Below are 25,580 nucleotides of genomic sequence, written 5' to 3' on the forward strand. Positions count from 1 at the left end.
TTGTTTGAATATTATCGAACGAATTAGCCAAACAGAAATTGCTAAATCATGGCGCAGTCAACTAATGACAACAGGAACGCGCCAACTAATTACTGGGTTATCAGGCTCTGCTAAAACATTACTGATGGCAGGCGCTTTACAAAAGACGCATCAAAAAATTGTTATTGCGGTCCCAAACCTATACTATGCCAATCAATTAGTAGATGATTTTTTAAATATTTTACCTTCAGAACAAGTTCATCTATTTCCAGTAGATGAAGTGTTATCCGCCGAAATGGCCTTTTCTTCACCAGAAGCGCGCGCAGATCGAGTGAGTGCGTTAAATTTCCTGATGACAGCGAATGCAGGAATCGTGGTCGTGCCAGTAGCTGGACTACGAAAGTATTTGCCAACGAAAGAAACGTGGCAAAATGCGCAACTTCATTGGGAAATCGGGACAGAGGTAGAACCTGAAATCCTCGCGCAACGCTTAGTGTTAATGGGCTATGAACGCCAATCGATGGTCGGGAAGCCTGGCGAATTTAGTATTCGCGGAAGCATTATTGATGTCTATCCGCTAAATGCCGAATACCCTGTTCGGGTGGAACTGTTTGATGTTGAAATCGACTCAATCCGTTATTTTGAAGCGGATACTCAACGCTCATTAGAAAATCTTGAAGAAGTAACGATTTCACCAATGACTGATTTAGTATTCTCAAAGGCAGATATGAATCATGGCATGACGAGGTTACAAGATGCTCTAGAAAAACGTTTAGCGACAGCTAAAGATCAAACGGAGACCGATTTTTTAGAAGAATATTTTGGTCAGTTGCTGTCTTCTTGGGAACAAGGGATTCCTACAGAAAATGCTCACTATTATACAGATTTTCTGTACCAACAACAAACTACGCTGTTAGATTATTTACCAGAAAATAGTTTGCTTTTTGTGGATGATTATTCTCGTATGATGGAAACGGAGCGAGAAATCGCTAGAGAGGAAGCGGAATGGCAAACCCTGAAAATTGAAGAAATGCGCGTGTTTTCTGAACAAACTTTTGGCGTAGACTTTCATGATCAATTGCGAAAAACTGCACGAAATACGACCTTCTTTTCACTTTTTCAAAAAGGAATGGGGAATCTTCGTTTCCAAGAAGTCCATAATTTCCAATATCGTTCAATGCAACAATTCTTCGGTCAAATGCCGTTGCTAAAAGCGGAAGTGGACCGTTGGCAAAAGCAAAACCAAACGGTCGTTGTTTTTGTTCCTACGAAAGAACGGATTCAAAAAGTCGAAGAGCTATTTCAGGACTTTGACATACCTAGTGTAGTAAGCAATTGGGATCAGTTGTTAGATGGGCATGTCCAAATTGTCCAAGGGGCATTACAAACAGGGTTTGAATTACCTAAAAACAAGCTCGTGGCGATTACGGAAAAAGAAATTTTTCATACAACGACCAAAAAACGGGCACGTCGTCAAACAATCTCTAATGCGGAACGTTTGAAAAGTTATAGCGACTTAAAAACGGGCGATTATGTCGTTCATGCGAATCACGGGATTGGTAAATATATTGGTATGGAAACCTTAGAAGTTGATGGGGTCCATCAAGATTACATGACTATCTTGTACCAAAATGATGACAAGTTATTTATTCCAGTAACACAATTGAACTTGATTCAAAAGTTCGTTGCTTCCGAGTCTAAAACGCCGAAAATTAACAAGCTAGGCGGCAGTGAATGGACGAAAACCAAACGAAAAGTTGCTTCGAAAATTGAAGATATCGCGGATGATTTAATCTTACTTTATGCGACAAGAGAATCGGAAAAAGGTTATGCTTTTCCGCCAGATGATGCGTATCAAAAAGAATTTGAAGAGGCTTTTCCGTATTCTGAAACAGATGATCAATTACGTAGTGCTGCCGAAATTAAACACGACATGGAAAAATCTCGACCAATGGATCGTTTGTTAGTTGGCGATGTAGGGTTTGGTAAAACAGAAGTGGCTTTACGAGCGGCTTTCAAAGCTGTTAGCAACAATAAACAGGTTGCCTTCTTAGTGCCAACAACTATTTTAGCGCAACAACATTACGAAACGATTCAAGAGCGGTTTGAGGGCTTTCCTGTAGAAATTGGTTTATTAAGTCGTTTCCGCACGAAAAAACAGCAAAATGAAACAATTGAAAAAATTAAACATGGCCAAGTAGATATTGTGATTGGTACCCATCGTTTATTGTCGCAAGATATTAATTTTAGTGATTTAGGCTTGTTGATTATTGATGAGGAACAACGGTTTGGAGTGAAACATAAAGAACGACTAAAACAATTGCGTTCACAAGTGGATGTCTTGACGTTAACAGCAACGCCAATCCCAAGGACCCTTCATATGTCTATGTTAGGTGTCCGTGATTTATCCGTCATCGAAACCCCACCAGAGAATCGTTATCCGATCCAAACGTATGTCATGGAAAATAATCCTGGGGCGATTCGGGAAGCGATTGAGCGAGAAATGGCCCGAGATGGTCAAGTCTTTTATTTATACAATCGAGTAGATACGATTGAACGAAAAGTTGAAGAGTTACAAGCACTAGTTCCAGATGCACGAATTGCGTATGCACATGGTCAAATGACAGAAGTACAACTGGAGAATACTTTGTTTGATTTTATTGAAGGACAATATGATATATTAGTCACTACAACAATTATTGAAACAGGAGTAGATATTCCTAATGCTAATACCTTGTTTGTAGAAAATGCGGACTACATGGGCTTATCTACGTTGTATCAATTACGTGGTCGTGTGGGGCGTAGCAATCGAGTGGCCTATGCTTATTTTATGTACGAACAGCAAAAAATCCTAAACGAAGTTAGCGAGAAACGTTTAGAAGCAATTAAAGACTTTACGGAATTAGGTTCTGGGTTCAAAATTGCGATGCGTGACCTTTCCATTCGAGGGGCCGGAAACCTTCTTGGTGCCCAACAACATGGCTTCATTGATTCGGTTGGGTTTGATATGTACTCACAGATGTTATCTGAGGCAGTTGCTCGTAAACAAGGGAAAAATATCCAAGACCAAAAAACGTCTGTTGAAATTGATTTGGGCATTGATGCTTATATTCCAGGAACGTACATTACAGACGAACGACAAAAAATTGAAATTTATAAACGGATTCGTCAATTAGAAAATATGGATATGTACGAAGAATTAGAAGCGGACTTGTTAGACCGCTTTGGAGAGTATCCTGACGAAGTGGCGCATTTATTAACCACTGGCCGTATCAAAATGGATGGCGACCGTGCCTTGTTAGAAAGTATTCGTAAACGCGATCAAAAAGTCAAGTTTGTGTTAAGTAAAATTGGCACAAAAACATACTCTGTGGAGCAGTTGTTTGAAGCGTTATCGGCCACCAGCTTAAAAGCGGATCTAGCAGTTGAGAAAGAACAAATGACTATTTCCTTGAAGTTGCCGAAAGATTGTAAAGAAGCTGTTTGGATTCAAGAAATTGCTGCTTTTACAACCGCATTACGACAAGAAAAATACAAACATTCGCAAGAAACGGATTCCCTTTAAAAGGAGGCCTAGAAGATGGCACAAAAAGAAATGCAGCGAATGATGCAAGGTGCCGTTGTGTTAACCATTGCTTCCTTCATTGCAAAAGTGTTGAGTGCGTTTTATCGCGTTCCTTTTCAGAACTTTGTAGGGGATGAAGGATTTTACGTGTATCAGCAAGTTTATCCAATCTATGGGATTGCGATGACATTAGCATTGTCAGGCTTACCGCAATTTATTTCCAAAATTGTTGCTGAACAACCAGATATTCGGAGTCAAAAACAAGTGTTGCGCCAACTGTATCCCTATGTGTTATGGTTAGCAATTGCTTGTTGGGCCTTCTTTTTCTTTGGTAGTCAAGAAATTGCTATTAGTATGGGGGATGCTGCACTCCAACCATTAATGGAAGTTGTTTCCTTTACCTTTTTACTCGTTCCAATTCTTTCCTTCTATCGTGGGAATTTTCAAGGGCATTTGTTGATGGTGCCTAGTGGTATTTCACAGGTGATGGAACAGTTTGTGCGTGTCGGGGTTATTCTAGTAGCTGCGTTGTCCTATCATTACTTTGGTGGCTCCATTTACCAAACGGGGACGGTGGCCATGAGTGGTGCGTTGGCTGGCGGTGTCTTAGCGGTACTTGTCTTATGGTACTACAATCGAAAAATTCTTAGTGGAAGTACGGAATACTTGCATCAATGGAAGATTATGCCTCAAACCATAGGACTATTTAAACGTTTAATGATTGAGGGTGGTTTGGTCTCTTTATATAGTGCTTTTCTGATTCTATTTCAATTAATTGATTCCTTTAAAGTAAAAAATGCTCTCATGCTTTTCGGGCTCTCTGATTTAGCTGCGAAAGTTGACAAAGGGGTCTATGATAGAGGACAACCACTAGTTCAATTAGGATTGGTAATTGCTTTAGCTTTAAGCTCGACCTTTTTACCAGGTTTGACAAAATATTTTATGAAAAAAGACCGTCAACAATTTTTACAAGTTGCAAAAATCTTTTTGCGTCTTACCACAACCTTGGCATCGGCGGCTTCGATTGGTCTGATGATGTTATTGCCGTACATGAACTTTACACTTTTTAAAGATTATAAAGGCAATGATGTTTTAGGGGTGTATGTTTTATCCATCGCTTTTATGGCCATTATTCAGGCCTACCAAAGTATTGAACAAAGTCGCAATCGTTTTAAAGGTCCTTTAGTGGCAGCTGGTGTGGGCTTATTAGTGAAGTTACTGACAACGGGCTTTTTCACCATTCGTTGGGGAACATTAGGCGCTAGTTGGTCTACTATTCTTGGGTTACTAGCGACGTTATTCGTTTTAGTCCGACAATCGGATGCAGCGATTAATTGTTTTGTTCGAGAACGAAACTTTTTGAAAAAACTGTTGCTTAGTTTAGCAATCATGATGCTGTCATTACTGGTCTATCAAGGAATTATCTCCATCTTGTTCCAAGGTGTGCATCACCGAAGTCAAGCGTTTTTCGTTACAGTTATAGGTGTTGCAGTGGGCGGTACAGTTTTTATTAGCACCATCATTAAGTTAGAATTATTTACGATACGTGAATGGTTAAGTTTACCGTATGGCGCAAAAATTTTACGGATGAGACAAAAAAAATAAAAGAGGTGAATGTGATGCGGTTAGATAAATTTTTAAAAGTTTCTCGCATTATTAAAAGAAGAACAGTTGCCAAAGAAGTCGCTGATAAAGGTCGGATTCAAATCAACGGAGTCTTAGCCAAATCTTCTAGTACTGTGAAGATTGGTGACCTTGTCAAAATTCAATTTGGGAACAGAATTTTAGAAGTAGAAGTCCTGCAACTGAATGACTCTACGAAAAAAGAAGATGCCACAAAAATGTATGAGATAAAATCAGAAACACGCGTCTCTGAAGAATAAGCAGGTGAGGATGAAGCGCTTGGCAAGTTCATTGAAAAGATGAATATTCCAAGCGCTTCATCCTTTCAGCGTTTTAATGAAACAGACGCGCCGCTTTTGAAAAAAATTAATAAATCAACCGCTGTTATTTCAAAAGCAAAGAATATTTTAGAAAAAAGCTTGATTTTCTTTAACTTCTCTGAAATTAACATTAGACAAGGTTCTTAGATGTTGGTATAATAAAACGGACAATCCAAAGCGAGTGGAGCGAGACGATGGGAAAGAATGAAAAAAACTCGAAGAAAGTTGCGGCATTGGAAAATGACTACACGAAAGAACAGTATGTCGAATTCCAAAAACAACAGAAACAATTGATTTTTAGACGCAGACGCTTGGCAGCGATTTTTCTCGTGGCCTTCATTATTTTTGCCTTTTCTGGCATCCAATTGATGAAAGATTATCATCGCTTAGGTGCTTTCAAACAAGAACGAGCAGATGCAATTGCTGAATCCGTAGCAGTTGATAAGAAGGTCAAGGATCTAAAAAAAGACGTTGCTTTGTTAAAAGATGATGATTATGTGGCAAAATTAGCACGTAGCCGTTTCCTTCTCTCAAAAGAAGGCGAACAGATTTATCCCACACCAGAACAAATGAAAAAAACACAGACTTCTGGAGCGGAAGAAAGCAAGAGCAGTTCAGAAAAAAATAGTCAATCACAGTCTTCAACTGAAACAACTAAGTCTTCAGCTGAATAAACTGCAATTATAATTAGGGAAAAAATAGGAGGAACAATTTTTTTATGTCAATCGAAGTAGGAGCTAAATTGCCAGGAAAAGTGTCAGGGATTACTAACTTTGGTGCATTTATTGATTTAGGAGAAGGAAAAACTGGGTTAGTACACATCAGTGAAGTGTCTAATGGATTCGTTAAAGATATTCATGATGTATTAACAGTAGGTGACGAAGTAACAGTGAAAGTAACCTCAGTTGGTGACGACGGCAAAATTGGCTTATCGATCCGTAAAGCGCAAGAGCCAGCAGAAGGGCAACAACCAAAACGTGAATTTCAACGTCGTGAAAACAATTATGAGAATCGTGACCGTAATCCACGCGCAGGGGGCAAAAAGCCTTTCAATAAACCACAAGCAAATAACAATAACAATAAACAAGATTTTGACTCATTGATGAGCTCTTTCTTGAAAGATAGTGATGACCGTTTATCTTCATTAAAACGTAATACTGAAGGCAAACGTGGCGGACGTGGCGGACGTCGCGGCTAAGCACAAACAAATAGGGGGACTGGGGATAACGAATGGGTTATTTCTCGGTTCCTCTTTTATTCTAAGGAAGAAAGAAGGGCGAACAATGTTTTGGCAGTTTTATAAACGAGGAAAAGAACAAGGATTTTGGCAACCGCATCAAACAATCGTGGTCGCCGTTTCTGGTGGTGTAGACTCCATGGCCCTTTTGACGTTAATGGAACAGGTGGCAGAAAAAGAACAATTACAATTGGTTGTTGCACACGTCAATCATCAATTGCGAGAAGCGTCGGCACAGGAAGCGCAATATCTCGCTACCTATTGTCAGCAGCGAGAGCTGACGTATTATGAAACGCGTTGGGAAGACCCTGAAAAGCAACGGAATTTAGAAGCAAAAGCGCGCACATTTCGTTATGAATTTTTTAAAGAAGTCATGGAAATTGAAGGTGCGGCGGTCTTAATGACGGCACATCATCTAGACGATCAAGCGGAAACGATTTTAATGAAGCTGATTCGAGGAACTAATTTTTCCCATTCCGCAGGCATTAAAGAGAGACGTCCTTTTGCGACAGGGGAATTGATTCGTCCGTTACTCATTTATCCAAAAGAAGAATTGTATCAATTTGCACAGCGCCAAGCATTCGTTTATTTTGAGGACGAAACGAACCAAACCAATGAATATTTGAGAAATCGGCTCCGTAATCAGGTTTTGCCGCTATTAAAGCAGGAAAACCCGCAATTCTTAGATCAGATTGCTTCTTTTAGTAATGAACAACGTTTTGCCCAAGAATTTATTCAAGAACAAATTGAGCCTCAATTATCTGAAGCCGTAGAACCGACCAAACAAGGCTGGCGCATTCCTTTGAAGAGATTATTAAAAGAAACGCCTGCGTACCAGCACTTCTTTTTAACCGCGTTTTTCCAAAAAACATTAGTGCCATTAGGGGTTTCGTTAAACCAACGCCAGATGACACAAATTTTAAAAGTTTTGAATGATGAACGCCAACCGCAAGGCTCGGTTATGTTAGAGCAGCAATGGCAACTAGCTAAAAGTTATGATTGGCTATGCTTAGAACAAAAACAGGTTGCACTGCGAGAAGAAGTTACACATTTATTAGTACCTGGTGCGGGGATTTATTTATCGGAAACCGAATGGCTAGGATTAATTGCGACAGACAAACCGTTTCCTCTTCCTGAAGAGATTAATCAATGGACGGGTCAGTTGTTAGCAATTCCATTGACCACAGCCACACCTTTGACCGTTCGTCATCGCCAAAGTGGTGATCGGATTACATTAAAACCAGGGTTTACGAAAAAATTAAGCAGAGTTTTTATTGATCAAAAAGTGCCAAATGAAGCGAGAGAGAGTGCTTGGGTCATTACGGATGAGCAAGAGGAAATCATTTGGGTACCAAAATTTGCAAATTCCTATTTGAGTATTCCTTTAGAAACTGATAAAATACACTACAGACTCCTTTTTAAGACAAAGGAGTAATGCTGAAAGGAGCGCACTATGATAGAAAAAGATATTGAGAAAGTCCTAATCTCCAAAGAAGAAATTCTTGCGAAGGCTGCAGAGCTTGGCAAGCAACTGACAGAAGAATATCAAGGGAAAAATCCTTTAGTGGTCGGTATTTTAAAAGGTGCAGTACCATTTATGGCTGATTTGACTCGTGAAATCAATACTTATTTAGAATTGGACTTTATGGATGTATCTAGCTACGGCAACGCGACAGTTTCTTCAGGCGAAGTAAAAATTGTCAAAGACTTAGACACAAATGTCGAAGGTAGACATATTTTAATCGTAGAAGATATCATCGATAGTGGTCGTACATTAGCGTATTTAGTAGATTTGTTTAGATACCGTAAAGCTGCATCCGTGAAAATTGTTACCTTATTAGATAAACCAGAAGGCCGTGTAGTAGACATTAAAGCTGACTACGTAGGGTTTGATGTGCCCAATGAGTTTGTGGTCGGTTACGGATTAGACTATGCAGAAACGTACCGCAACTTGCCTTATATTGGCGTTTTAAAACCTGAAGTTTACGAATCAAATTAATATCTATCAAGGAATTAATTGTGTTACAATGTAAAGGTCAGGATTGATAAAAGAATAACATGAATTGTAATGATGAGCATAAGGAGGACAGGCATGAACAAAAAGAATAATGGCATGAAAAATGGTTTATACTACGTCTTAGTAGTACTTGCCATGGTCATGGTTGTCTATTTCATTTTTGGAAATAACAACCAACAATCGCCAGACATCGATTACTCAACCTTCCAACAACAATTGGAAGACGGAAAAGTCAAAGACATGACCATTCAACCAACCAATGGGGTTTATCGGATTGAAGGTCAGTATAAAGAAAAACAAGAAGTGAAAGACACAGGTGGTTTGTCATTGTGGGGCTCAACGCAAGCGTCGTCAAAAGGCTTCACAACAACCGTTTTACCTAGTGATACAACCTTAGCTGGCATTCAAGATGCGGCACAAAATAACAAGGTGAAGCTAGTTGTCAAAGAACAATCAACAAGTGGCGCTTGGTTGTCACTGTTGTTTAGTTTCTTACCATTAGTGATTATTTTCTTCTTCTTCTACATGATGATGAGCCAACAAGGCGGTGGCGGTGGCGGCGGTGGCCGTGTGATGAACTTCGGTAAATCCAAAGCCAAAGAAGCCGATAAAAAAGCTAACCGTGTCCGCTTCTCAGATGTAGCTGGTGCGGAAGAAGAAAAACAAGAATTAGTTGAAGTAGTGGAATTCTTAAAAGATCCACGTCGTTTCGCTGAATTAGGCGCACGGATTCCTGCGGGCGTACTATTAGAAGGACCTCCAGGGACTGGTAAAACGTTACTTGCTAAAGCCGTAGCAGGTGAAGCAGGTGTGCCATTTTACTCAATCTCAGGTTCAGATTTCGTTGAAATGTTTGTCGGGGTCGGTGCTAGCCGTGTCCGGGATTTATTTGAAACAGCGAAGAAAAACGCGCCTGCGATTATCTTTATCGATGAAATCGATGCAGTTGGTCGTCAACGTGGTGCTGGTATGGGTGGCGGACACGACGAACGTGAACAAACCCTTAACCAATTATTAGTTGAGATGGATGGTTTTGATGGCAATGAAGGAGTTATCGTAATTGCTGCAACGAACCGTTCAGACGTGTTAGACCCAGCGTTGTTACGTCCAGGTCGTTTTGACCGCCAAATCTTGGTAGGACGTCCAGATGTCAAAGGTCGTGAAGCGATTTTACGTGTTCATGCGAAAAACAAACCGTTAGCTGATGACGTTGATTTGAAAGTTGTTGCACAACAAACACCAGGTTTTGCTGGTGCTGATTTAGAAAATGTCTTAAACGAAGCAGCCTTAGTTGCCGCTCGTCGTAACAAGAAAAAAATTGATGCTTCTGATGTGGATGAAGCCGAAGACCGCGTAATTGCTGGTCCAGCTAAAAAAGATCGCGTGATTAATAAAAAAGAACGCGAAATGGTGGCTTACCATGAAGCGGGACACACAATCGTTGGTTTAGTCTTAAGCCGTGCCCGTGTTGTCCATAAAGTAACAATTATCCCTCGTGGTCGCGCAGGCGGTTATATGATTGCTTTACCAAAAGAAGATCAATTCTTAATGACTAAAGAAGATATGTTTGAACAAATCGTTGGCTTACTTGGTGGACGTACAGCAGAAGAAATTATCTTTGGCGTTCAATCAACAGGGGCTTCAAATGACTTTGAACAAGCAACAGGGATTGCCCGTAGCATGGTAACGGAATATGGAATGAGTGACAAATTAGGACCTGTTCAATATGAAGGAAACCATCAAGTCTTTGTCGGTCGTGATTATGGTCAAACAAAAGCTTACTCAGAACAAGTGGCGTTTGAAATCGATCAGGAAGTTCGTCGTATCTTAATGGATGCTCATACAAAAGCGCATGAAATTATCGAAGCGCACCGTGAACAACATAAACTAATCGCTGAAAAACTATTAGAATATGAAACATTAGATGCAAAAGCAATCAAATCATTATTTGAAACAGGTAAAATGCCTGAAGGTGCTGACAGCGACTATCCTAGTGAAAAAGAAGCGCAAACATTCGAAGAAGCAAAACGTGCTTTAGAAGAAAAAGAAGCGCAAAAACAAGTTGAAGAAAAGCAAGACTTTGAAGAAGCGAAAAAAGAATTACATGATGAAACAGAAGAAGTCAAAGTAGAAAGCGAACAAACAGAAAAAGAAGTTCAATCTGAAGAGAAAAAAGATTCAGATTCCAATTCTGAATATGATCGCAATAACTACGAAGATCGTTATAAATAACCAATTAGTAGAAGGTGCAGTATTTGTCGAGTTGACGAATACTGCACCTTCTATAATATTAAGATATTCTATAGAAGGAAGATTATTTGGTTGAAAAAACACCTGATTCCTAGTATTATCTGACTAATGGACAAAAAAGCACCAAGAGAAGAGGAAAAAGAATGGAAGATTATTTAGTAAAAGCCCTTTGTTATAAAGGTTCAATACGAGCATATGCCATCAGTGCCACTGAAACTGTTAGCGAAGCGCAAAGAAGACATGATACATGGAGTTCTTCTACTGCAGCGTTAGGGCGCACATTGATTGGAGCCCTTTTACTAGGAGCGACTTTAAAAGGTGACGATAAATTAACTGTAAAAGTACAAGGAAATGGCCCAGCTGGCGCTATTATTGTCGATAGTAATGGCCGTGGAGAAACAAAAGGCTACATTAAAAATCCACATGTCAGCTTAAAGTTGAATGCAACAGGTAAAATTGATGTACGTGGCGCTGTCGGTAACGAAGGAATTTTCACAGTCATTAAAGATTTAGGATTAAAAGAAACCTTTTCTGGACAAACACCTATTGTTTCTGGTGAAATCGGTGAAGACTTTACATATTTTATGGCGGTCTCTGAACAAGTTCCTTCAGCTATCGGTTTAGGTGTATTGGTGGACACGGATGAATCGGTGAAAGCAGCCGGTGGTTTTATGATTCAAGTAATGCCAGGTGCCGATGAAAGTACCATTGATTTTATTGAACAGCGTCTAGCGGAAGTGCCACCAATTTCACAATTACTAGAAAATGGAGAAACACCTGAACAAGTCTTGTATCGGTTATTAGGAGAAGACGAAGTAGAAATTTTAGAAAAAATGCCTGTACAATTTAAATGTGACTGTTCCAAAGAAAAATTTGCGACCGCTTTGATTGCCGTTGGGATCGATGAATTAAATGCGATGATTGATGAAGATCATGGAGCGGAAGCAGTTTGTCAATTCTGTAACAATAAATATCACTATAGTGAAGAAGAATTAATTGAACTTCGCGATGAAGCGATTCGCAATACGAAACAAAAGTAGGAGGAAAGACTATGTGGAAAATTGGAGACGTTGAAATCCCCAACCGTGTTGTCGTAGCTCCGATGGCGGGTATTAGTAACGCCGCTTTTCGTGTGACTGTAAAAGAATTTGGCGCAGGATTAGTCGTTTGTGAAATGATTAGTGATAAAGGAATTAAATTAAGAAACAAAAAAACCTTAGAAATGCTATATATTGATGAGCGAGAATATCCTTTAAGTGTACAAATTTTTGGTGGAGATAAAGAAACATTAGTGGAAGCTGCTAAGTTTGTGGAAGAAAATACGCAAGCGGCGATTATTGATATTAACATGGGTTGCCCTGTCAATAAAATAATTAAAGCTGAAGCTGGTGCGAAATGGTTGCTGGATCCGAATAAAGTGCATGAGATGGTTCACGCAGTCTCTTCGGCAGTTTCTTTGCCTGTCACTGTAAAAATGCGAACAGGCTGGGATGAAGATCATCTATATGCTGTAGACAACGCTTTGGCTGCCGAACAAGCAGGTGCTTCGGCAATTGCTATGCATGGTCGGACACGTGTCCAAATGTACGAAGGGACAGCCAACTGGGACGTTTTAAAGGAAGTGAAAAAGCATTTAACCATTCCTTTTATGGGAAATGGCGATGTCAAAACGCCTGAAGATGCTAAACGCATGTTAGAATATGTTGGAGCGGATGGTGTGATGGTTGGTCGAGCTGCTTTGGGCAATCCTTGGATGATTCAACGGATGAAAGAATACTTGGAAACGGGCGAATTGATGTCTGAGCCTTCACCATCTGAAAAAATTAACATTGCAAAAGTTCATTTACAACGATTAGTGGATTTAAAAGGCGAAAAAATTGCGGTCCGTGAGTTTCGCCAACATGCTTCTTACTATCTAAAAGGAATTTCGCGAGCAGCCAAAGTGAAAGTTGCGATTAACCAAGTTGAAACACAACAAGCAGTTGTCGATTTACTTGATGCCTTTGTAGAGAAGATTTCCAAAGTTGCTGTAACTACTATAGAAGAATAAAAAATTCAAGCCGAAAGTAAAATTCGGCTTGCTTTTTTTCGAATTACTGTGGCATTATTAGGATAGGTTAAAATCAAGAATGGAGGAACAACAGTGGCAGAAGAACAACAAGCGCATTTAGAGGATTTAAATGATCAAATGCTCGTGCGCCGCGAAAAAATGGAAGCTTTACGTGAAGAAGGGATTGATCCTTTCGGTAAACGTTTCGATCGCACTCATAATTCAGCAGAACTTCATGAACAATATGATAATCATACAAAAGAAGAACTTAGTGAAATGAATACAGAAGTCAGCATTGCTGGACGTATGGTGACAAAACGTGGTAAAGGAAAAGCTGGTTTCGCCCATTTGCAAGACCGTGAAGGCCAAATTCAAATTTATGTTCGGAAGGACCAAGTTGGAGACGAAGCCTATGAACTATTTAAACATGCTGACTTAGGCGACTTCTTTGGTGTGACAGGTCAAGTAATGAAAACCAATACGGGGGAAGTTACTGTTAAAGCTCAAACAATTACGTTATTAACTAAAGCTTTGCGTCCATTGCCAGATAAATACCATGGATTAACGAATGTGGAACAACGCTATCGTCAACGCTATTTGGATTTAATCAGTAACAAAGAAAGCTTTGATCGTTTCATGAAACGCAGTCAAATTATTAGCGAAATCCGTCGTTATCTAGATGGCAATGGCTATGTCGAAGTAGAAACGCCTGTCTTGCATAACGAAGCAGGAGGAGCTGCTGCTCGTCCATTTATCACACACCATAATGCATTAGATATGGACTTATACTTACGCATTGCCCTAGAGTTACATTTAAAACGTTTAATTGTCGGTGGCATGGAAAAAGTATATGAAATTGGTCGTGTCTTCCGTAATGAAGGAATCGATACCACTCATAACCCAGAATTTACAATGCTAGAAGCTTATACTGCTTATACTGATTATCAAGATGTGATGGATTTAACAGAGGGAATTATTCGTAATGCTGCGGAAAAAGTCTTAGGAACTACTGATATCACGTACGATGGTCAAGCTGTTGACTTAGGAAGTCCTTTCAAACGTCTACACATGGTAGATGCGGTCAAAGAACAAACGGGCGTAGATTTTTGGCAAGAGATGACGATAGAAGAAGCCCGTGCGTTGGCTAAAGAACATAATGTTGAAATTACAGATGCCATGACAGTCGGTCATATCATTAATGAATTTTTCGAAACATTTGTAGAAGATACGTTGCAACAACCAACATTTATTTATGGTCACCCAGTAGCTGTTTCACCATTAGCGAAGAAAAATCCAGAAGATGGTCGTTTCACTGACCGCTTTGAACTGTTTATTATCGGAAAAGAGTTTGCTAATGCATTTACAGAATTAAATGATCCAATTGACCAACGTGAACGTTTTGAAGAACAAGAAAAAGAACGGGAACAAGGAAATGATGAAGCACACGGAGTAGATGAAGATTTCATCGAAGCCTTAGAATATGGCTTACCACCAACCGGAGGATTAGGTATTGGGATTGATCGACTAGTTATGTTATTAACTGATGCACAATCAATTCGTGATGTATTATTATTCCCAACAATGAGATAAAAAAAGATGCCCTTAAGGGCATCTTTTTTTTGTATTCGCAAAAAATTAAATAAAAAAAGAATAGAAAAACAATTGAAACCAATTCTTTTTTTCTAAAAAAATCGAAGATGAGTAATAAAAAGAATGGGTAATCTGATAAAAAAACGAACTTTATCTAATCGGATAAGAAAGAATAATCGGTATTGAAAAAAATTTTAAAAAAAGTGAAAATAATGATTGACCAATGCTTGAAATCTTGGTATATTATTACATGTCGCAAGGCGAGTCACACAGCTGAGCGATTCAGAAATCAATAATTAAATAACAATTCTTGATTTCAAATATCTCGAAAAAAGTTTGAAAAAACAACAAAAAAGTTGTTGACAAATAACAAACGAGATGATAAGATATAGAAGTTGTCACAACAGACAACAACAACCGAGCAAAACAACTTAAAAAACTTTTTTAAAAAAGTTCTTGACATTCAAACGAAAGTTTGTTATGATATAAAAGTTGCTGCGAGGTAACGTAGACCTTTGAAAACTGAACAAAGAATAGACGAACCAAATGTGTAGGGCGTCTTGATTCAATTCAAGACAACAAACATTTTTAACAAGCAAGCAATATGCTAGCAAACAAATTGAGCTTAACAATCGCAAGATTGTTCTAACTTTTATTATGAGAGTTTGATCCTGGCTCAGGACGAACGCTGGCGGCGTGCCTAATACATGCAAGTCGAACGCTTCTTTCCTCCCGAGTGCTTGCACTCAATTGGAAAGAGGAGTGGCGGACGGGTGAGTAACACGTGGGTAACCTACCCATCAGAGGGGGATAACACTTGGAAACAGGTGCTAATACCGCATAACAGTTTATGCCGCATGGCATAAGAGTGAAAGGCGCTTTCGGGTGTCGCTGATGGATGGACCCGCGGTGCATTAGCTAGTTGGTGAGGTAACGGCTCACCAAGGCCACGATGCATAGCCGACCTGAGAGGGTGATCGGCCACACTGGGACTGAGACACGGCCCAGACTCCTACGGGAGGCAGCAGTAGGGAATCTTCGGCAATGGACGAAAGTCTGACCGAGCAACGCCGCGTGAGTGAAGAAGGTTTTCGGATCGTAAAACTCTGTTGTTAGAGAAGAACAAGGACGTTAGTAACTGAACGTCCCCTGACGGTATCTAACCAGAAAGCCACGGCTAACTACGTGCCAGCAGCCGCGGTAATACGTAGGTGGCAAGCGTTGTCCGGATTTATTGGGCGTAAAGCGAGCGCAGGCGGTTTCTTAAGTCTGATGTGAAAGCCCCCGGCTCAACCGGGGAGGGTCATTGGAAACTGGGAGACTTGAGTGCAGAAGAGGAGAGTGGAATTCCATGTGTAGCGGTGAAATGCGTAGATATATGGAGGAACACCAGTGGCGAAGGCGGCTCTCTGGTCTGTAACTGACGCTGAGGCTCGAAAGCGTGGGGAGCAAACAGGATTAGATACCCTGGTAGTCCACGCCGTAAACGATGAGTGCTAAGTGTTGGAGGGTTTCCGCCCTTCAGTGCTGCAGCAAACGCATTAAGCACTCCGCCTGGGGAGTACGACCGCAAGGTTGAAACTCAAAGGAATTGACGGGGGCCCGCACAAGCGGTGGAGCATGTGGTTTAATTCGAAGCAACGCGAAGAACCTTACCAGGTCTTGACATCCTTTGACCACTCTAGAGATAGAGCTTTCCCTTCGGGGACAAAGTGACAGGTGGTGCATGGTTGTCGTCAGCTCGTGTCGTGAGATGTTGGGTTAAGTCCCGCAACGAGCGCAACCCTTATTGTTAGTTGCCATCATTTAGTTGGGCACTCTAGCGAGACTGCCGGTGACAAACCGGAGGAAGGTGGGGATGACGTCAAATCATCATGCCCCTTATGACCTGGGCTACACACGTGCTACAATGGGAAGTACAACGAGTCGCTAGACCGCGAGGTCATGCAAATCTCTTAAAGCTTCTCTCAGTTCGGATTGCAGGCTGCAACTCGCCTGCATGAAGCCGGAATCGCTAGTAATCGCGGATCAGCACGCCGCGGTGAATACGTTCCCGGGCCTTGTACACACCGCCCGTCACACCACGAGAGTTTGTAACACCCGAAGTCGGTGAGGTAACCTTTTTGGAGCCAGCCGCCTAAGGTGGGATAGATGATTGGGGTGAAGTCGTAACAAGGTAGCCGTATCGGAAGGTGCGGCTGGATCACCTCCTTTCTAAGGAATATTACGGAAATACACATTTCGTCTTTACTTTGTTCAGTTTTGAGAGGTCTACTCTCAAAACATTCGTTCATTGAAAACTGGATATTGAAGTAAAAAGAATCAAAACAAACCGAGAACACCGCGTTGAATGAGTTTTTTAATAAGTTCAATTGCTTATTTATTGATTAACCTTCTATCGCTAGAAGAAGTGATCAAGACCCAACCGTAAGGTTGATAAGGTTAAGTGAATAAGGGCGCACGGTGGATGCCTTGGCACTAGGAGCCGATGAAGGACGGGACTAACACCGATATGCTTTGGGGAGCTGTAAGTAAGCTATGATCCAGAGATTTCCGAATGGGGGAACCCAATATCTTTTATAGGATATTACTTTTCAGTGAATACATAGCTGATTAGAGGTAGACGCAGAGAACTGAAACATCTTAGTACCTGCAGGAAGAGAAAGAAAATTCGATTCCCTGAGTAGCGGCGAGCGAAACGGGAAGAGCCCAAACCAACAAGCTTGCTTGTTGGGGTTGTAGGACTCCAATATGGTAGTCTGTTAGTATAGTTGAAGGATTTGGAAAATTCCGCTAAAGAGGGTGAAAGCCCCGTAGACGAAATGCTGACAACACCTAGGAGGATCCTGAGTACGGCGGAACACGAGAAATTCCGTCGGAATCCGCGGGGACCATCCCGCAAGGCTAAATACTCCCTAGTGACCGATAGTGAACCAGTACCGTGAGGGAAAGGTGAAAAGCACCCCGGAAGGGGAGTGAAATAGATCCTGAAACCGTGTGCCTACAACAAGTCAAAGCTCGTTAATGAGTGATGGCGTGCCTTTTGTAGAATGAACCGGCGAGTTACGATTGCATGCGAGGTTAAGTCGAAGAGACGGAGCCGCAGCGAAAGCGAGTCTGAATAGGGCGAATGAGTATGTAGTCGTAGACCCGAAACCATGTGATCTACCCATGTCCAGGTTGAAGGTGCGGTAAAACGCACTGGAGGACCGAACCCACGTACGTTGAAAAGTGCGGGGATGAGGTGTGGGTAGCGGAGAAATTCCAAACGAACTTGGAGATAGCTGGTTCTCTCCGAAATAGCTTTAGGGCTAGCCTCGGAATTGAGAATGATGGAGGTAGAGCACTGTTTGGACTAGGGGCCCATCTCGGGTTACCGAATTCAGATAAACTCCGAATGCCATTCATTTATATCCGGGAGTCAGACTGCGAGTGATAAGATCCGTAGTCGAAAGGGAAACAGCCCAGACCACCAGCTAAGGTCCCAAAATATATGTTAAGTGGAAAAGGATGTGGGGTTGCACAGACAACTAGGATGTTGGCTTAGAAGCAGCCACCATTTAAAGAGTGCGTAATAGCTCACTAGTCGAGTGACCCTGCGCCGAAAATGTACCGGGGCTAAACATATTACCGAAGCTGTGGACTACACCATTAGGTGTAGTGGTAGGAGAGCGTTCTAAGGGCGTTGAAGGTCGATCGTGAGGACGGCTGGAGCGCTTAGAAGTGAGAATGCCGGTATGAGTAGCGAAAGACAGGTGAGAATCCTGTCCACCGTATGACTAAGGTTTCCTGGGGAAGGCTCGTCCGCCCAGGGTTAGTCGGGACCTAAGCCGAGGCCGATAGGCGTAGGCGATGGACAACAGGTTGATATTCCTGTACCAGTTGTTTTTGTTTGAGCAATGGAGGGACGCAGTAGGCTAAGGAATGCATGCGATTGGAAGTGCATGTCCAAGCAATGAGTCTTGAGTAGAGTTAAATGCTTTACTCTTTAAGGACAAGTTGTGACGGGGAGCGAAATAATAGTAGCGAAGTTCCTGATGTCACACTGCCAAGAAAAGCTTCTAGTGAGAAAACAACTGCCCGTACCGTAAACCGACACAGGTAGTCGAGGAGAGTATCCTAAGGTGAGCGAGCGAACTCTCGTTAAGGAACTCGGCAAAATGACCCCGTAACTTCGGGAGAAGGGGTGCTGACTTCGGTCAGCCGCAGTGAATAGGCCCAAGCGACTGTTTATCAAAAACACAGGTCTCTGCAAAATCGTAAGATGAAGTATAGGGGCTGACGCCTGCCCGGTGCTGGAAGGTTAAGAGGATGGGTTAGCTTCGGCGAAGCTCAGAATTGAAGCCCCAGTAAACGGCGGCCGTAACTATAACGGTCCTAAGGTAGCGAAATTCCTTGTCGGGTAAGTTCCGACCCGCACGAAAGGCGTAACGATTTGGGCACTGTCTCAACGAGAGACTCGGTGAAATTTTAGTACCTGTGAAGATGCAGGTTACCCGCGACAGGACGGAAAGACCCCATGGAGCTTTACTGTAGTTTGATATTGAGTGTTTGTACCACATGTACAGGATAGGTAGGAGCCGATGAGACCGGAACGCTAGTTTCGGAGGAGGCGCTGGTGGGATACTACCCTTGTGTTATGAACCCTCTAACCCGCACCACTAATCGTGGTGGGAGACAGTGTCAGATGGGCAGTTTGACTGGGGCGGTCGCCTCCTAAAAGGTAACGGAGGCGCCCAAAGGTTCCCTCAGAATGGTTGGAAATCATTCGAAGAGTGTAAAGGCAGAAGGGAGCTTGACTGCGAGACCTACAAGTCGAGCAGGGACGAAAGTCGGGCTTAGTGATCCGGTGGTTCCGCATGGAAGGGCCATCGCTCAACGGATAAAAGCTACCCTGGGGATAACAGGCTTATCTCCCCCAAGAGTCCACATCGACGGGGAGGTTTGGCACCTCGATGTCGGCTCGTCGCATCCTGGGGCTGTAGTCGGTCCCAAGGGTTGGGCTGTTCGCCCATTAAAGCGGCACGCGAGCTGGGTTCAGAACGTCGTGAGACAGTTCGGTCCCTATCCGTCGCGGGCGTTGGAAATTTGAGAGGAGCTGTCCTTAGTACGAGAGGACCGGGATGGACTTACCGCTGGTGTACCAGTTGTTCTGCCAAGGGCATTGCTGGGTAGCTATGTAGGGAAGGGATAAACGCTGAAAGCATCTAAGTGTGAAGCCCACCTCAAGATGAGATTTCCCATTTCTTTAAGAAAGTAAGACCCCTGAGAGATGATCAGGTAGATAGGTTGGAAGTGGAAGGCTAGTGATAGTTGGAGCGGACCAATACTAATCGGTCGAGGACTTAACCAAAGAATGGATAAGTAAAAGTAACTTGGTTATTTTGATTCAAACTTCAATCCAGTTTTGAGTGAATGAAGATTCAACTCAATAAGAAACAACACCCAGTGTGGTGGCGATAGCGAGAAGGATACACCTGTTCCCATGCCGAACACAGAAGTTAAGCTTCTTAGCGCCGATTGTAGTGAAGGGTTTCCCTTTGTGAGAGTAGGACGTCGCCACGCGAATTGTTGTTTTTGGAGGTTTAGCTCAGCTGGGAGAGCACCTGCCTTACAAGCAGGGGGTCAGCGGTTCGATCCCGTTAACCTCCATTTTTTGAGCCGTTAGCTCAGTTGGTAGAGCATCTGACTTTTAATCAGAGGGTCACAGGTTCGAGCCCTGTACGGCTCATATTCATATTTCATTTGCGGGTGTGGCGGAATTGGCAGACGCACTAGATTTAGGATCTAGCGCCGCAAGGCGTGGGGGTTCAAGTCCCTTCACCCGCATATTTAGCCGGCTTAGCTCAGTTGGTAGAGCATCTGATTTGTAATCAGAGGGTCGAGGGTTCAAGTCCTTTAGCCGGCACCATTTTGCGGAAATAGCTCAGTGGTAGAGCACCACCTTGCCAAGGTGGGGGTCGCGGGTTCGAACCCCGTTTTCCGCTTAGCCAATTCATTACGCCGGGGTGGCGGAACTGGCAGACGCACAGGACTTAAAATCCTGCGGTGAGTGATCACCGTACCGGTTCGATTCCGGTCCTCGGCATTGTTTTATATTTAGCACCCATAGCTCAACTGGATAGAGTGTTTGACTACGAATCAAAAGGTTAGGGGTTCGACTCCCTTTGGGTGCATTAGTTATATACGGGAAGTAGCTCAGCTTGGTAGAGCACTTGGTTTGGGACCAAGGGGTCGCAGGTTCGAATCCTGTCTTCCCGATAATAATTTTCATGGGGCCTTAGCTCAGCTGGGAGAGCGCCTGCTTTGCACGCAGGAGGTCAGCGGTTCGATCCCGCTAGGCTCCATTCTTATTTTAATATAAGAGTTTCGCGGTGTAGCTCAGCTGGCTAGAGCGTCCGGTTCATACCCGGGAGGTCGGGGGTTCGATCCCCTCCGCCGCGATTATACATTTGGAAGAGCCTGGACCTTTAGCTCAGTTGGTTAGAGCAGACGGCTCATAACCGTCCGGTCGTAGGTTCGAGTCCTACAAGGTCCATTGTGACGTTGTTTATAGTTTTATTTTTATCATGGAGGATTACCCAAGTCCGGCTGAAGGGAACGGTCTTGAAAACCGTCAGGCGGGTAAAACCGTGCAAGGGTTCGAATCCCTTATCCTCCTTTCTTAGGAATTAAATTTCCTTGGTCTAATTATCGCGGGGTGGAGCAGTCAGGTAGCTCGTCGGGCTCATAACCCGAAGGTCGTAGGTTCAAATCCTGCCCCCGCAATTGCTTTTGATTTCAAAAGCACATAAAAAGAAAAGTATGGTTTGGTAGTTCAGCTGGTTAGAATGCCTGCCTGTCACGCAGGAGGTCGCGGGTTCGAGTCCCGTCCAGACCGCCATGCGGGTGTAGTTTAGTGGTAAAACCACAGCCTTCCAAGCTGTTGTCGCGAGTTCGATTCTCGTCACCCGCTTTTCTTTTTGGGCCTATAGCTCAGCTGGTTAGAGCGCACGCCTGATAAGCGTGAGGTCGATGGTTCGAGTCCATTTAGGCCCATAATTTTATAAAATGGCCCGTTGGTCAAGCGGTTAAGACACCGCCCTTTCACGGCGGTAACACGGGTTCGAGTCCCGTACGGGTCATAGTTTTGTTACGGAGGATTACCCAAGTCCGGCTGAAGGGAACGGTCTTGAAAACCGTCAGGCGGGTAAAACCGTGCAAGGGTTCGAATCCCTTATCCTCCTTTCTTAGGAATTAAGTTTCCTTGGTCTAATTATCGCGGGGTGGAGCAGTCAGGTAGCTCGTCGGGCTCATAACCCGAAGGTCGTAGGTTCAAATCCTGCCCCCGCAATTGCTTTTATTTTTTAAAGCATACATTTGCATAAAGCAAAAACGAATTGGTTTGGTAGTTCAGCTGGTTAGAATGCCTGCCTGTCACGCAGGAGGTCGCGGGTTCGAGTCCCGTCCAGACCGTTTTTGGCTCGGTAGCTCAGTTGGTAGAGCAATGGATTGAAGCTCCATGTGTCGGCAGTTCGATTCTGTCCCGCGCCATCCAAGAAAAATTTGCGGGTGTAGTTTAGTGGTAAAACCACAGCCTTCCAAGCTGTTGTCGCGAGTTCGATTCTCGTCACCCGCTTTTTTCTTATTTGGGGCCTATAGCTCAGCTGGTTAGAGCGCACGCCTGATAAGCGTGAGGTCGATGGTTCGAGTCCATTTAGGCCCATTTATTTCTTGGGGAAGTACTCAAGTGGCTGAAGAGGCGCCCCTGCTAAGGGTGTAGGTCGGGAAACCGGCGCGAGGGTTCAAATCCCTCCTTCTCCGTTTTTTCTTTTTAATGGCCCGTTGGTCAAGCGGTTAAGACACCGCCCTTTCACGGCGGTAACACGGGTTCGAGTCCCGTACGGGTCATAGTGAAGCATACAAACATTGTTTGTATGCTTTTTTTATTTTTATTACAAAAAAATGTCGTTGAAAGCGTTGACATTTGTTGTAAATATGTTATTCTTTGGATGTAGGGATAAGTAAATAGATGGATAGTGATTGTTTAAAGACAAGCTAAACCTAATTTTTTCATGAAGCGACAGGCGTGTCGTTCTTTTTGAAGAAATTGGGTTTTTCTTTTTTCAACGAAACACAAAGGAGGTGGGGCATTGATTATTCACAAAATTTTAAACAATAATGTGGTTATTACATTAGATGATGATAAACGAGAGCAAATTGTTATGGGCAAAGGAATTGCTTTTAAGAAACGCATTGGGGATTGGGTTCCTGATGAAAGTATCGATCAAGTTTTTTATTTAGCCAATCAAGAAACATCACTTAAGTTTCAAGAATTGTTAGGAAATATTCCTTTAGAGATGATGAAACTCTCGGATGACATTATTGTTTATGCAAAATCAACGTTGAAAAAGAGTTTGAATGATACCATTTATATTTCTCTGACGGATCATTTGTACACAGCTTTAGAAAGAAAAAAACAAGGAATTGCAATTAAGAATTTATTATTATGGGATATTAAACGTTTTTTTCCTGAAGAGTACGAAGTAGGAGTAAATGCTTTAAAAATGGTACAAAAGCGCGTAGGAATGGAATTGTCAACGGATGAGGCAGGTTTTATCGCATTGCACTTGGTGAATGCGGAGATGGAGGAAGAAGTCGGTAATATTTACGAATTGACAAAGTTGATGCAAGAGATTACAAATATCGTCAAATACTATTTTAAGGTAAGTTTTGATGAAGACTCTGTTTACTTTTATCGATTTAGCACACATTTAAAATTTTTCTGTTATCGCTTATTACACCAACGTGAAGTTGTCGAAAATGATGATGAAGAACTGTATGCGGTAATTAAAAAGAAATATCTCAACGCCTATCGTTGCGTGGAAAAGATCAGCTTGTATTTAAATGAGAACTATGACTATCAAGTCTCAAATGAAGAACGCTTGTACCTAACGATTCACATTGCACGAATTGTACAAACAACGGAACAATAAACGCACCACTTTGGATAGTGACATTCAGTTGGCTAAACCTTCAAATGAAAATAAATTTTTGGAGGAAAAAAAGATGGGAAAATATCATGAACTAGCAGAAAAAATTGTAAAAAATGTCGGTGGGCAAGAGAATATTAATAGTTTGACACATTGTATCACACGTCTTCGCTTCAAATTAAAAGATGAGAGTCAAGCGAATGATGATGTCTTAAAAAATATGGACGGTGTGGTAACTGTTATGAAAAGCGGTGGACAATACCAAGTCGTTATTGGGAACCATGTTCCAGCAGTTTACGAAGAAGTAGTTAGTATTGCAGGCTTGTCAGGAGAACGTGAAGAAGAAGCTTCCAGTGGGAATTTATTTGATCGCTTAATAGATATTTTAAGTGGTTGTTTCCAACCCTTTTTAGGGGCGTTAGCAGCGGCTGGGATGGTTAAAGGGTTAAATGCCTTATTGGTTTTCTTAAAGCTCTATACGGCTACGTCAGGGACTTATACCATGTTAAATGGGATTGGCGATGCAATTTTCTACTTTATGCCAGTTATTTTAGGTTATACAGCAGCTAAGAAATTCCGGTTGCATCCAATGGTAGGGATCGTGATTGGCGCAGCTTTATGTTACCCAACGATTCAAGGAAGTGCATTACAAACGGCCTTTGAAACAACAGCGGGTGCCGGAGCCGCAGCACCGTATAATTTATTCGGCTTACCTGCCTATAATACATTTATGGGGATTCCTTGGGTCGGTGCGAACTATACAAGTAGTGTCGTACCAATCATCTTCATTATTGCTTTTGCGGCACAAGTTCAAAAAGTGTTTAAACGGATTATTCCAGAAGTTGTTCAAACGTTCTTAGTACCGTTTTTCGTCTTGTTGATTGCCTTACCAATTGGTTTCTTAGTAATTGGGCCAATCGTTAGCATGCTAACAGATTTATTAAGCGCTGGCTTTACAGCATTAATGAGTTTCTCACCAGCTTTGTATGGTTTGATTCTTGGTTTCTTCTGGCAAGTCTTAGTTATTTTTGGTTTACATTGGAGCGTTGTGCCATTAGCTATTATGCAAGTGACACAAGAAGGTTCAAGCCAAGTATTAACGGGATCATTTGCAGCTAGTTTTGCGCAAACAGCGGTTGTTTTAGCGATGTTCTTCAAATTGAAAGATAAAAAGTTAAAAGCTTTGTGTCCGCCAGCAATTATCTCTGGTATTTTTGGTGTAACAGAGCCAGCAATTTATGGAATCACTTTACCAAAAAAATGGCCATTTATTTATTCAATGATTGGTGGCGCTGTCGGTGGTTTATATTTGATGATCAACAATGTGACAGCTTATACAATGGGTGGTTTAGGAATTTTCGGTGTGCTAAACTTTATCAATGGTGATGATGCAAGTGGGATGATTCAGTCCTTTATTGCAATTGCCATTGCAGCGGTCGTCGGTTTTGGTCTAACATTCTTCTTCTGGAAAGACAATACAGTTGAGGAAGAAGAAGTGATTATTGATAAAACAACGATTAAAAAAGAAAATATTACAAGTCCAGTCAAAGGACGAGTGTTATCTTTAAAAAATGCAGAGGATCCTGCTTTTGCGAATGGAGCATTAGGAAATGGGGTCGTGATTGAACCAACGGAAGGTAAAGTGGTTGCACCCTTTGATGGAACGATTGTCACACTATTCCCAACAAAACATGCATTAGGTTTGATTTCAGATAATGGCACAGAATTATTGATTCATATTGGGATTGATACAGTTCAATTAGAAGGTGAAGGCTTTGAAGCTTTTGTAAAACAAGGTGACCGCGTGAAAAAAGGTCAAACATTAGTAACCTTTGATTTAGAAGGAATTAAAAAAGCTGGGTTTAGTACACAAATTCCAATCGTTGTGACGAATACAGCGGATTATTTAGATATTTTGGAAGTCGGCAGTAATGAAGTTTCAACAAGTGATGATTTGCTGACCGCTTTAATATAAAA

Annotated in this window: 14 protein-coding genes, 25 tRNA genes and 3 rRNA genes; all 42 read left to right on the plus strand. The window is 42.1% G+C overall.

All coding sequences use genetic code 11. From position 1 onward, the window contains the following. Positions 1 to 4 precede the first annotated feature (4 nt). Positions 5 to 3,544 (plus strand): transcription-repair coupling factor, encoded by a 3,540-nt coding sequence (gene mfd / locus IGL23_RS01295; RefSeq protein ID WP_033594631.1) that lies wholly within the window; start codon positions 5 to 7, stop codon positions 3,542 to 3,544. A 15-nt stretch (positions 3,545 to 3,559) separates the two neighbouring features. Continuing rightward, on the plus strand, positions 3,560 to 5,149 hold the full coding sequence (locus IGL23_RS01300) for a putative polysaccharide biosynthesis protein (protein ID WP_016626546.1): 1,590 nt from the start codon (positions 3,560 to 3,562) through the stop codon (positions 5,147 to 5,149). Between the two features lie 14 nt (positions 5,150 to 5,163). Next, positions 5,164 to 5,427 carry an RNA-binding S4 domain-containing protein gene (locus IGL23_RS01305; RefSeq protein ID WP_002356255.1) on the plus strand — a complete coding sequence of 88 codons (264 nt, stop codon included), beginning with the start codon at positions 5,164 to 5,166 and terminating at the stop codon, positions 5,425 to 5,427. A 39-nt stretch (positions 5,428 to 5,466) separates the two neighbouring features. Next, the gene (locus IGL23_RS01310; protein WP_002356256.1) at positions 5,467 to 5,634 is read left to right on the plus strand and encodes a hypothetical protein; all 168 of its coding nucleotides are present in this window, start codon (positions 5,467 to 5,469) and stop codon (positions 5,632 to 5,634) included. A gap of 47 nt (positions 5,635 to 5,681) precedes the next feature. Beyond that, positions 5,682 to 6,161: an FtsB family cell division protein gene (locus tag IGL23_RS01315; RefSeq protein WP_002356257.1), complete on the plus strand. Its 480-nt coding sequence runs from the start codon at positions 5,682 to 5,684 to the stop codon at positions 6,159 to 6,161. Between the two features lie 44 nt (positions 6,162 to 6,205). After that, positions 6,206 to 6,685, plus strand: a complete 480-nt coding sequence (locus IGL23_RS01320) for a S1 domain-containing RNA-binding protein (protein WP_002356258.1) — start codon at positions 6,206 to 6,208, stop codon at positions 6,683 to 6,685. An 85-nt stretch (positions 6,686 to 6,770) separates the two neighbouring features. Further along, positions 6,771 to 8,159: a tRNA lysidine(34) synthetase TilS gene (gene tilS / locus IGL23_RS01325; RefSeq protein ID WP_002367649.1), complete on the plus strand. Its 1,389-nt coding sequence runs from the start codon at positions 6,771 to 6,773 to the stop codon at positions 8,157 to 8,159. 18 nt (positions 8,160 to 8,177) lie between these two features. Continuing rightward, complete coding sequence (gene hpt, locus IGL23_RS01330) at positions 8,178 to 8,723, plus strand: hypoxanthine phosphoribosyltransferase (RefSeq protein ID WP_002386336.1); 546 nt, start codon at positions 8,178 to 8,180, stop codon at positions 8,721 to 8,723. A 93-nt stretch (positions 8,724 to 8,816) separates the two neighbouring features. Continuing rightward, entirely contained in the window at positions 8,817 to 10,973 is a 2,157-nt protein-coding gene (gene ftsH, locus IGL23_RS01335) for an ATP-dependent zinc metalloprotease FtsH (RefSeq protein ID WP_033594633.1), read from the plus strand. Positions 10,974 to 11,134: 161 nt separating this feature from the next. After that, positions 11,135 to 12,031: an Hsp33 family molecular chaperone HslO gene (gene hslO / locus IGL23_RS01340; protein ID WP_002359370.1), complete on the plus strand. Its 897-nt coding sequence runs from the start codon at positions 11,135 to 11,137 to the stop codon at positions 12,029 to 12,031. 11 nt (positions 12,032 to 12,042) lie between these two features. Continuing rightward, positions 12,043 to 13,041 carry a tRNA dihydrouridine synthase DusB gene (dusB, locus tag IGL23_RS01345; protein WP_033594636.1) on the plus strand — a complete coding sequence of 333 codons (999 nt, stop codon included), beginning with the start codon at positions 12,043 to 12,045 and terminating at the stop codon, positions 13,039 to 13,041. A gap of 93 nt (positions 13,042 to 13,134) precedes the next feature. Beyond that, a complete protein-coding gene (gene lysS / locus IGL23_RS01350) occupies positions 13,135 to 14,631 on the plus strand; it encodes a lysine--tRNA ligase (protein ID WP_430619667.1) in 1,497 nt (498 codons plus the stop codon). A 653-nt stretch (positions 14,632 to 15,284) separates the two neighbouring features. Beyond that, positions 15,285 to 16,845, plus strand: a 16S ribosomal RNA gene (locus IGL23_RS01355). Positions 16,846 to 17,071: 226 nt separating this feature from the next. Beyond that, positions 17,072 to 19,984 (plus strand): 23S ribosomal RNA (locus tag IGL23_RS01360). A gap of 96 nt (positions 19,985 to 20,080) precedes the next feature. Then, a 5S ribosomal RNA gene (gene rrf / locus IGL23_RS01365) occupies positions 20,081 to 20,196 on the plus strand. The 16S, 23S and 5S rRNA genes sit together here with 25 tRNA genes alongside, the layout of an rRNA operon. A 14-nt stretch (positions 20,197 to 20,210) precedes the next feature. Continuing rightward, positions 20,211 to 20,283: transfer RNA gene (locus IGL23_RS01370), tRNA-Val, on the plus strand. Between the two features lie 6 nt (positions 20,284 to 20,289). After that, positions 20,290 to 20,362: transfer RNA gene (locus IGL23_RS01375), tRNA-Lys, on the plus strand. 16 nt (positions 20,363 to 20,378) lie between these two features. Next, positions 20,379 to 20,460, plus strand: a tRNA-Leu gene (locus IGL23_RS01380). A 6-nt stretch (positions 20,461 to 20,466) separates the two neighbouring features. Then, a tRNA-Thr gene (locus tag IGL23_RS01385) sits at positions 20,467 to 20,542 on the plus strand. Positions 20,543 to 20,546: 4 nt separating this feature from the next. Beyond that, positions 20,547 to 20,618 (plus strand) — tRNA-Gly (locus tag IGL23_RS01390). 15 nt (positions 20,619 to 20,633) lie between these two features. Continuing rightward, positions 20,634 to 20,719, plus strand: a tRNA-Leu gene (locus IGL23_RS01395). Positions 20,720 to 20,733: 14 nt separating this feature from the next. Continuing rightward, positions 20,734 to 20,807 (plus strand) — tRNA-Arg (locus tag IGL23_RS01400). A gap of 11 nt (positions 20,808 to 20,818) precedes the next feature. Then, positions 20,819 to 20,892, plus strand: a tRNA-Pro gene (locus IGL23_RS01405). Between the two features lie 13 nt (positions 20,893 to 20,905). Beyond that, positions 20,906 to 20,978 (plus strand) — tRNA-Ala (locus tag IGL23_RS01410). 23 nt (positions 20,979 to 21,001) lie between these two features. Next, a tRNA-Met gene (locus tag IGL23_RS01415) sits at positions 21,002 to 21,075 on the plus strand. Positions 21,076 to 21,095: 20 nt separating this feature from the next. Beyond that, a tRNA-Ile gene (locus IGL23_RS01420) sits at positions 21,096 to 21,169 on the plus strand. 33 nt (positions 21,170 to 21,202) lie between these two features. Continuing rightward, positions 21,203 to 21,292: transfer RNA gene (locus IGL23_RS01425), tRNA-Ser, on the plus strand. Positions 21,293 to 21,325: 33 nt separating this feature from the next. Beyond that, a tRNA-Met gene (locus tag IGL23_RS01430) sits at positions 21,326 to 21,399 on the plus strand. Between the two features lie 38 nt (positions 21,400 to 21,437). Beyond that, positions 21,438 to 21,514: transfer RNA gene (locus IGL23_RS01435), tRNA-Asp, on the plus strand. A 1-nt stretch (position 21,515) separates the two neighbouring features. Further along, positions 21,516 to 21,586: transfer RNA gene (locus IGL23_RS01440), tRNA-Gly, on the plus strand. A 9-nt stretch (positions 21,587 to 21,595) separates the two neighbouring features. Next, a tRNA-Ile gene (locus tag IGL23_RS01445) sits at positions 21,596 to 21,669 on the plus strand. 14 nt (positions 21,670 to 21,683) lie between these two features. Continuing rightward, positions 21,684 to 21,755, plus strand: a tRNA-Glu gene (locus IGL23_RS01450). A gap of 12 nt (positions 21,756 to 21,767) precedes the next feature. Next, a tRNA-Ser gene (locus IGL23_RS01455) sits at positions 21,768 to 21,857 on the plus strand. A gap of 33 nt (positions 21,858 to 21,890) precedes the next feature. Then, positions 21,891 to 21,964: transfer RNA gene (locus tag IGL23_RS01460), tRNA-Met, on the plus strand. Between the two features lie 48 nt (positions 21,965 to 22,012). Next, positions 22,013 to 22,086 (plus strand) — tRNA-Asp (locus IGL23_RS01465). 5 nt (positions 22,087 to 22,091) lie between these two features. Then, positions 22,092 to 22,164 (plus strand) — tRNA-Phe (locus tag IGL23_RS01470). Positions 22,165 to 22,178: 14 nt separating this feature from the next. Then, positions 22,179 to 22,249: transfer RNA gene (locus IGL23_RS01475), tRNA-Gly, on the plus strand. Positions 22,250 to 22,262: 13 nt separating this feature from the next. Further along, positions 22,263 to 22,336, plus strand: a tRNA-Ile gene (locus tag IGL23_RS01480). Positions 22,337 to 22,346: 10 nt separating this feature from the next. Continuing rightward, positions 22,347 to 22,434: transfer RNA gene (locus IGL23_RS01485), tRNA-Ser, on the plus strand. A gap of 15 nt (positions 22,435 to 22,449) precedes the next feature. Continuing rightward, positions 22,450 to 22,521 (plus strand) — tRNA-Glu (locus IGL23_RS01490). Between the two features lie 242 nt (positions 22,522 to 22,763). Then, on the plus strand, positions 22,764 to 23,606 hold the full coding sequence (gene licT / locus IGL23_RS01495) for a BglG family transcription antiterminator LicT (protein ID WP_002355181.1): 843 nt from the start codon (positions 22,764 to 22,766) through the stop codon (positions 23,604 to 23,606). 73 nt (positions 23,607 to 23,679) lie between these two features. Further along, positions 23,680 to 25,578: a beta-glucoside-specific PTS transporter subunit IIABC gene (locus IGL23_RS01500; protein WP_002358327.1), complete on the plus strand. Its 1,899-nt coding sequence runs from the start codon at positions 23,680 to 23,682 to the stop codon at positions 25,576 to 25,578. The last annotated feature ends 2 nt before the right edge of the window (positions 25,579 to 25,580 follow it).

The sequence above is a fragment of the Enterococcus sp. MSG3299 genome (assembly GCF_050555765.1).
Lineage (GTDB): Bacteria > Bacillota > Bacilli > Lactobacillales > Enterococcaceae > Enterococcus > Enterococcus faecalis.

Excerpts from the sequence above, each read along its gene's own strand:
- IGL23_RS01300 (WP_016626546.1), top strand. The coding sequence starts at position 3,560 with ATGGCACAAAAAGAAATGCAGCGAATGATGCAAGGTGCCGTTGTGTTA.
- IGL23_RS01305 (WP_002356255.1), top strand. The coding sequence starts at position 5,164 with ATGCGGTTAGATAAATTTTTAAAAGTTTCTCGCATTATTAAAAGAAGA.
- IGL23_RS01310 (WP_002356256.1), top strand. The coding sequence starts at position 5,467 with ATGAATATTCCAAGCGCTTCATCCTTTCAGCGTTTTAATGAAACAGAC.
- IGL23_RS01315 (WP_002356257.1), top strand. The coding sequence starts at position 5,682 with ATGGGAAAGAATGAAAAAAACTCGAAGAAAGTTGCGGCATTGGAAAAT.
- IGL23_RS01320 (WP_002356258.1), top strand. The coding sequence starts at position 6,206 with ATGTCAATCGAAGTAGGAGCTAAATTGCCAGGAAAAGTGTCAGGGATT.
- tilS (WP_002367649.1), top strand. The coding sequence starts at position 6,771 with ATGTTTTGGCAGTTTTATAAACGAGGAAAAGAACAAGGATTTTGGCAA.
- hpt (WP_002386336.1), top strand. The coding sequence starts at position 8,178 with ATGATAGAAAAAGATATTGAGAAAGTCCTAATCTCCAAAGAAGAAATT.
- ftsH (WP_033594633.1), top strand. The coding sequence starts at position 8,817 with ATGAACAAAAAGAATAATGGCATGAAAAATGGTTTATACTACGTCTTA.
- hslO (WP_002359370.1), top strand. The coding sequence starts at position 11,135 with ATGGAAGATTATTTAGTAAAAGCCCTTTGTTATAAAGGTTCAATACGA.
- dusB (WP_033594636.1), top strand. The coding sequence starts at position 12,043 with ATGTGGAAAATTGGAGACGTTGAAATCCCCAACCGTGTTGTCGTAGCT.
- IGL23_RS01500 (WP_002358327.1), top strand. The coding sequence starts at position 23,680 with ATGGGAAAATATCATGAACTAGCAGAAAAAATTGTAAAAAATGTCGGT.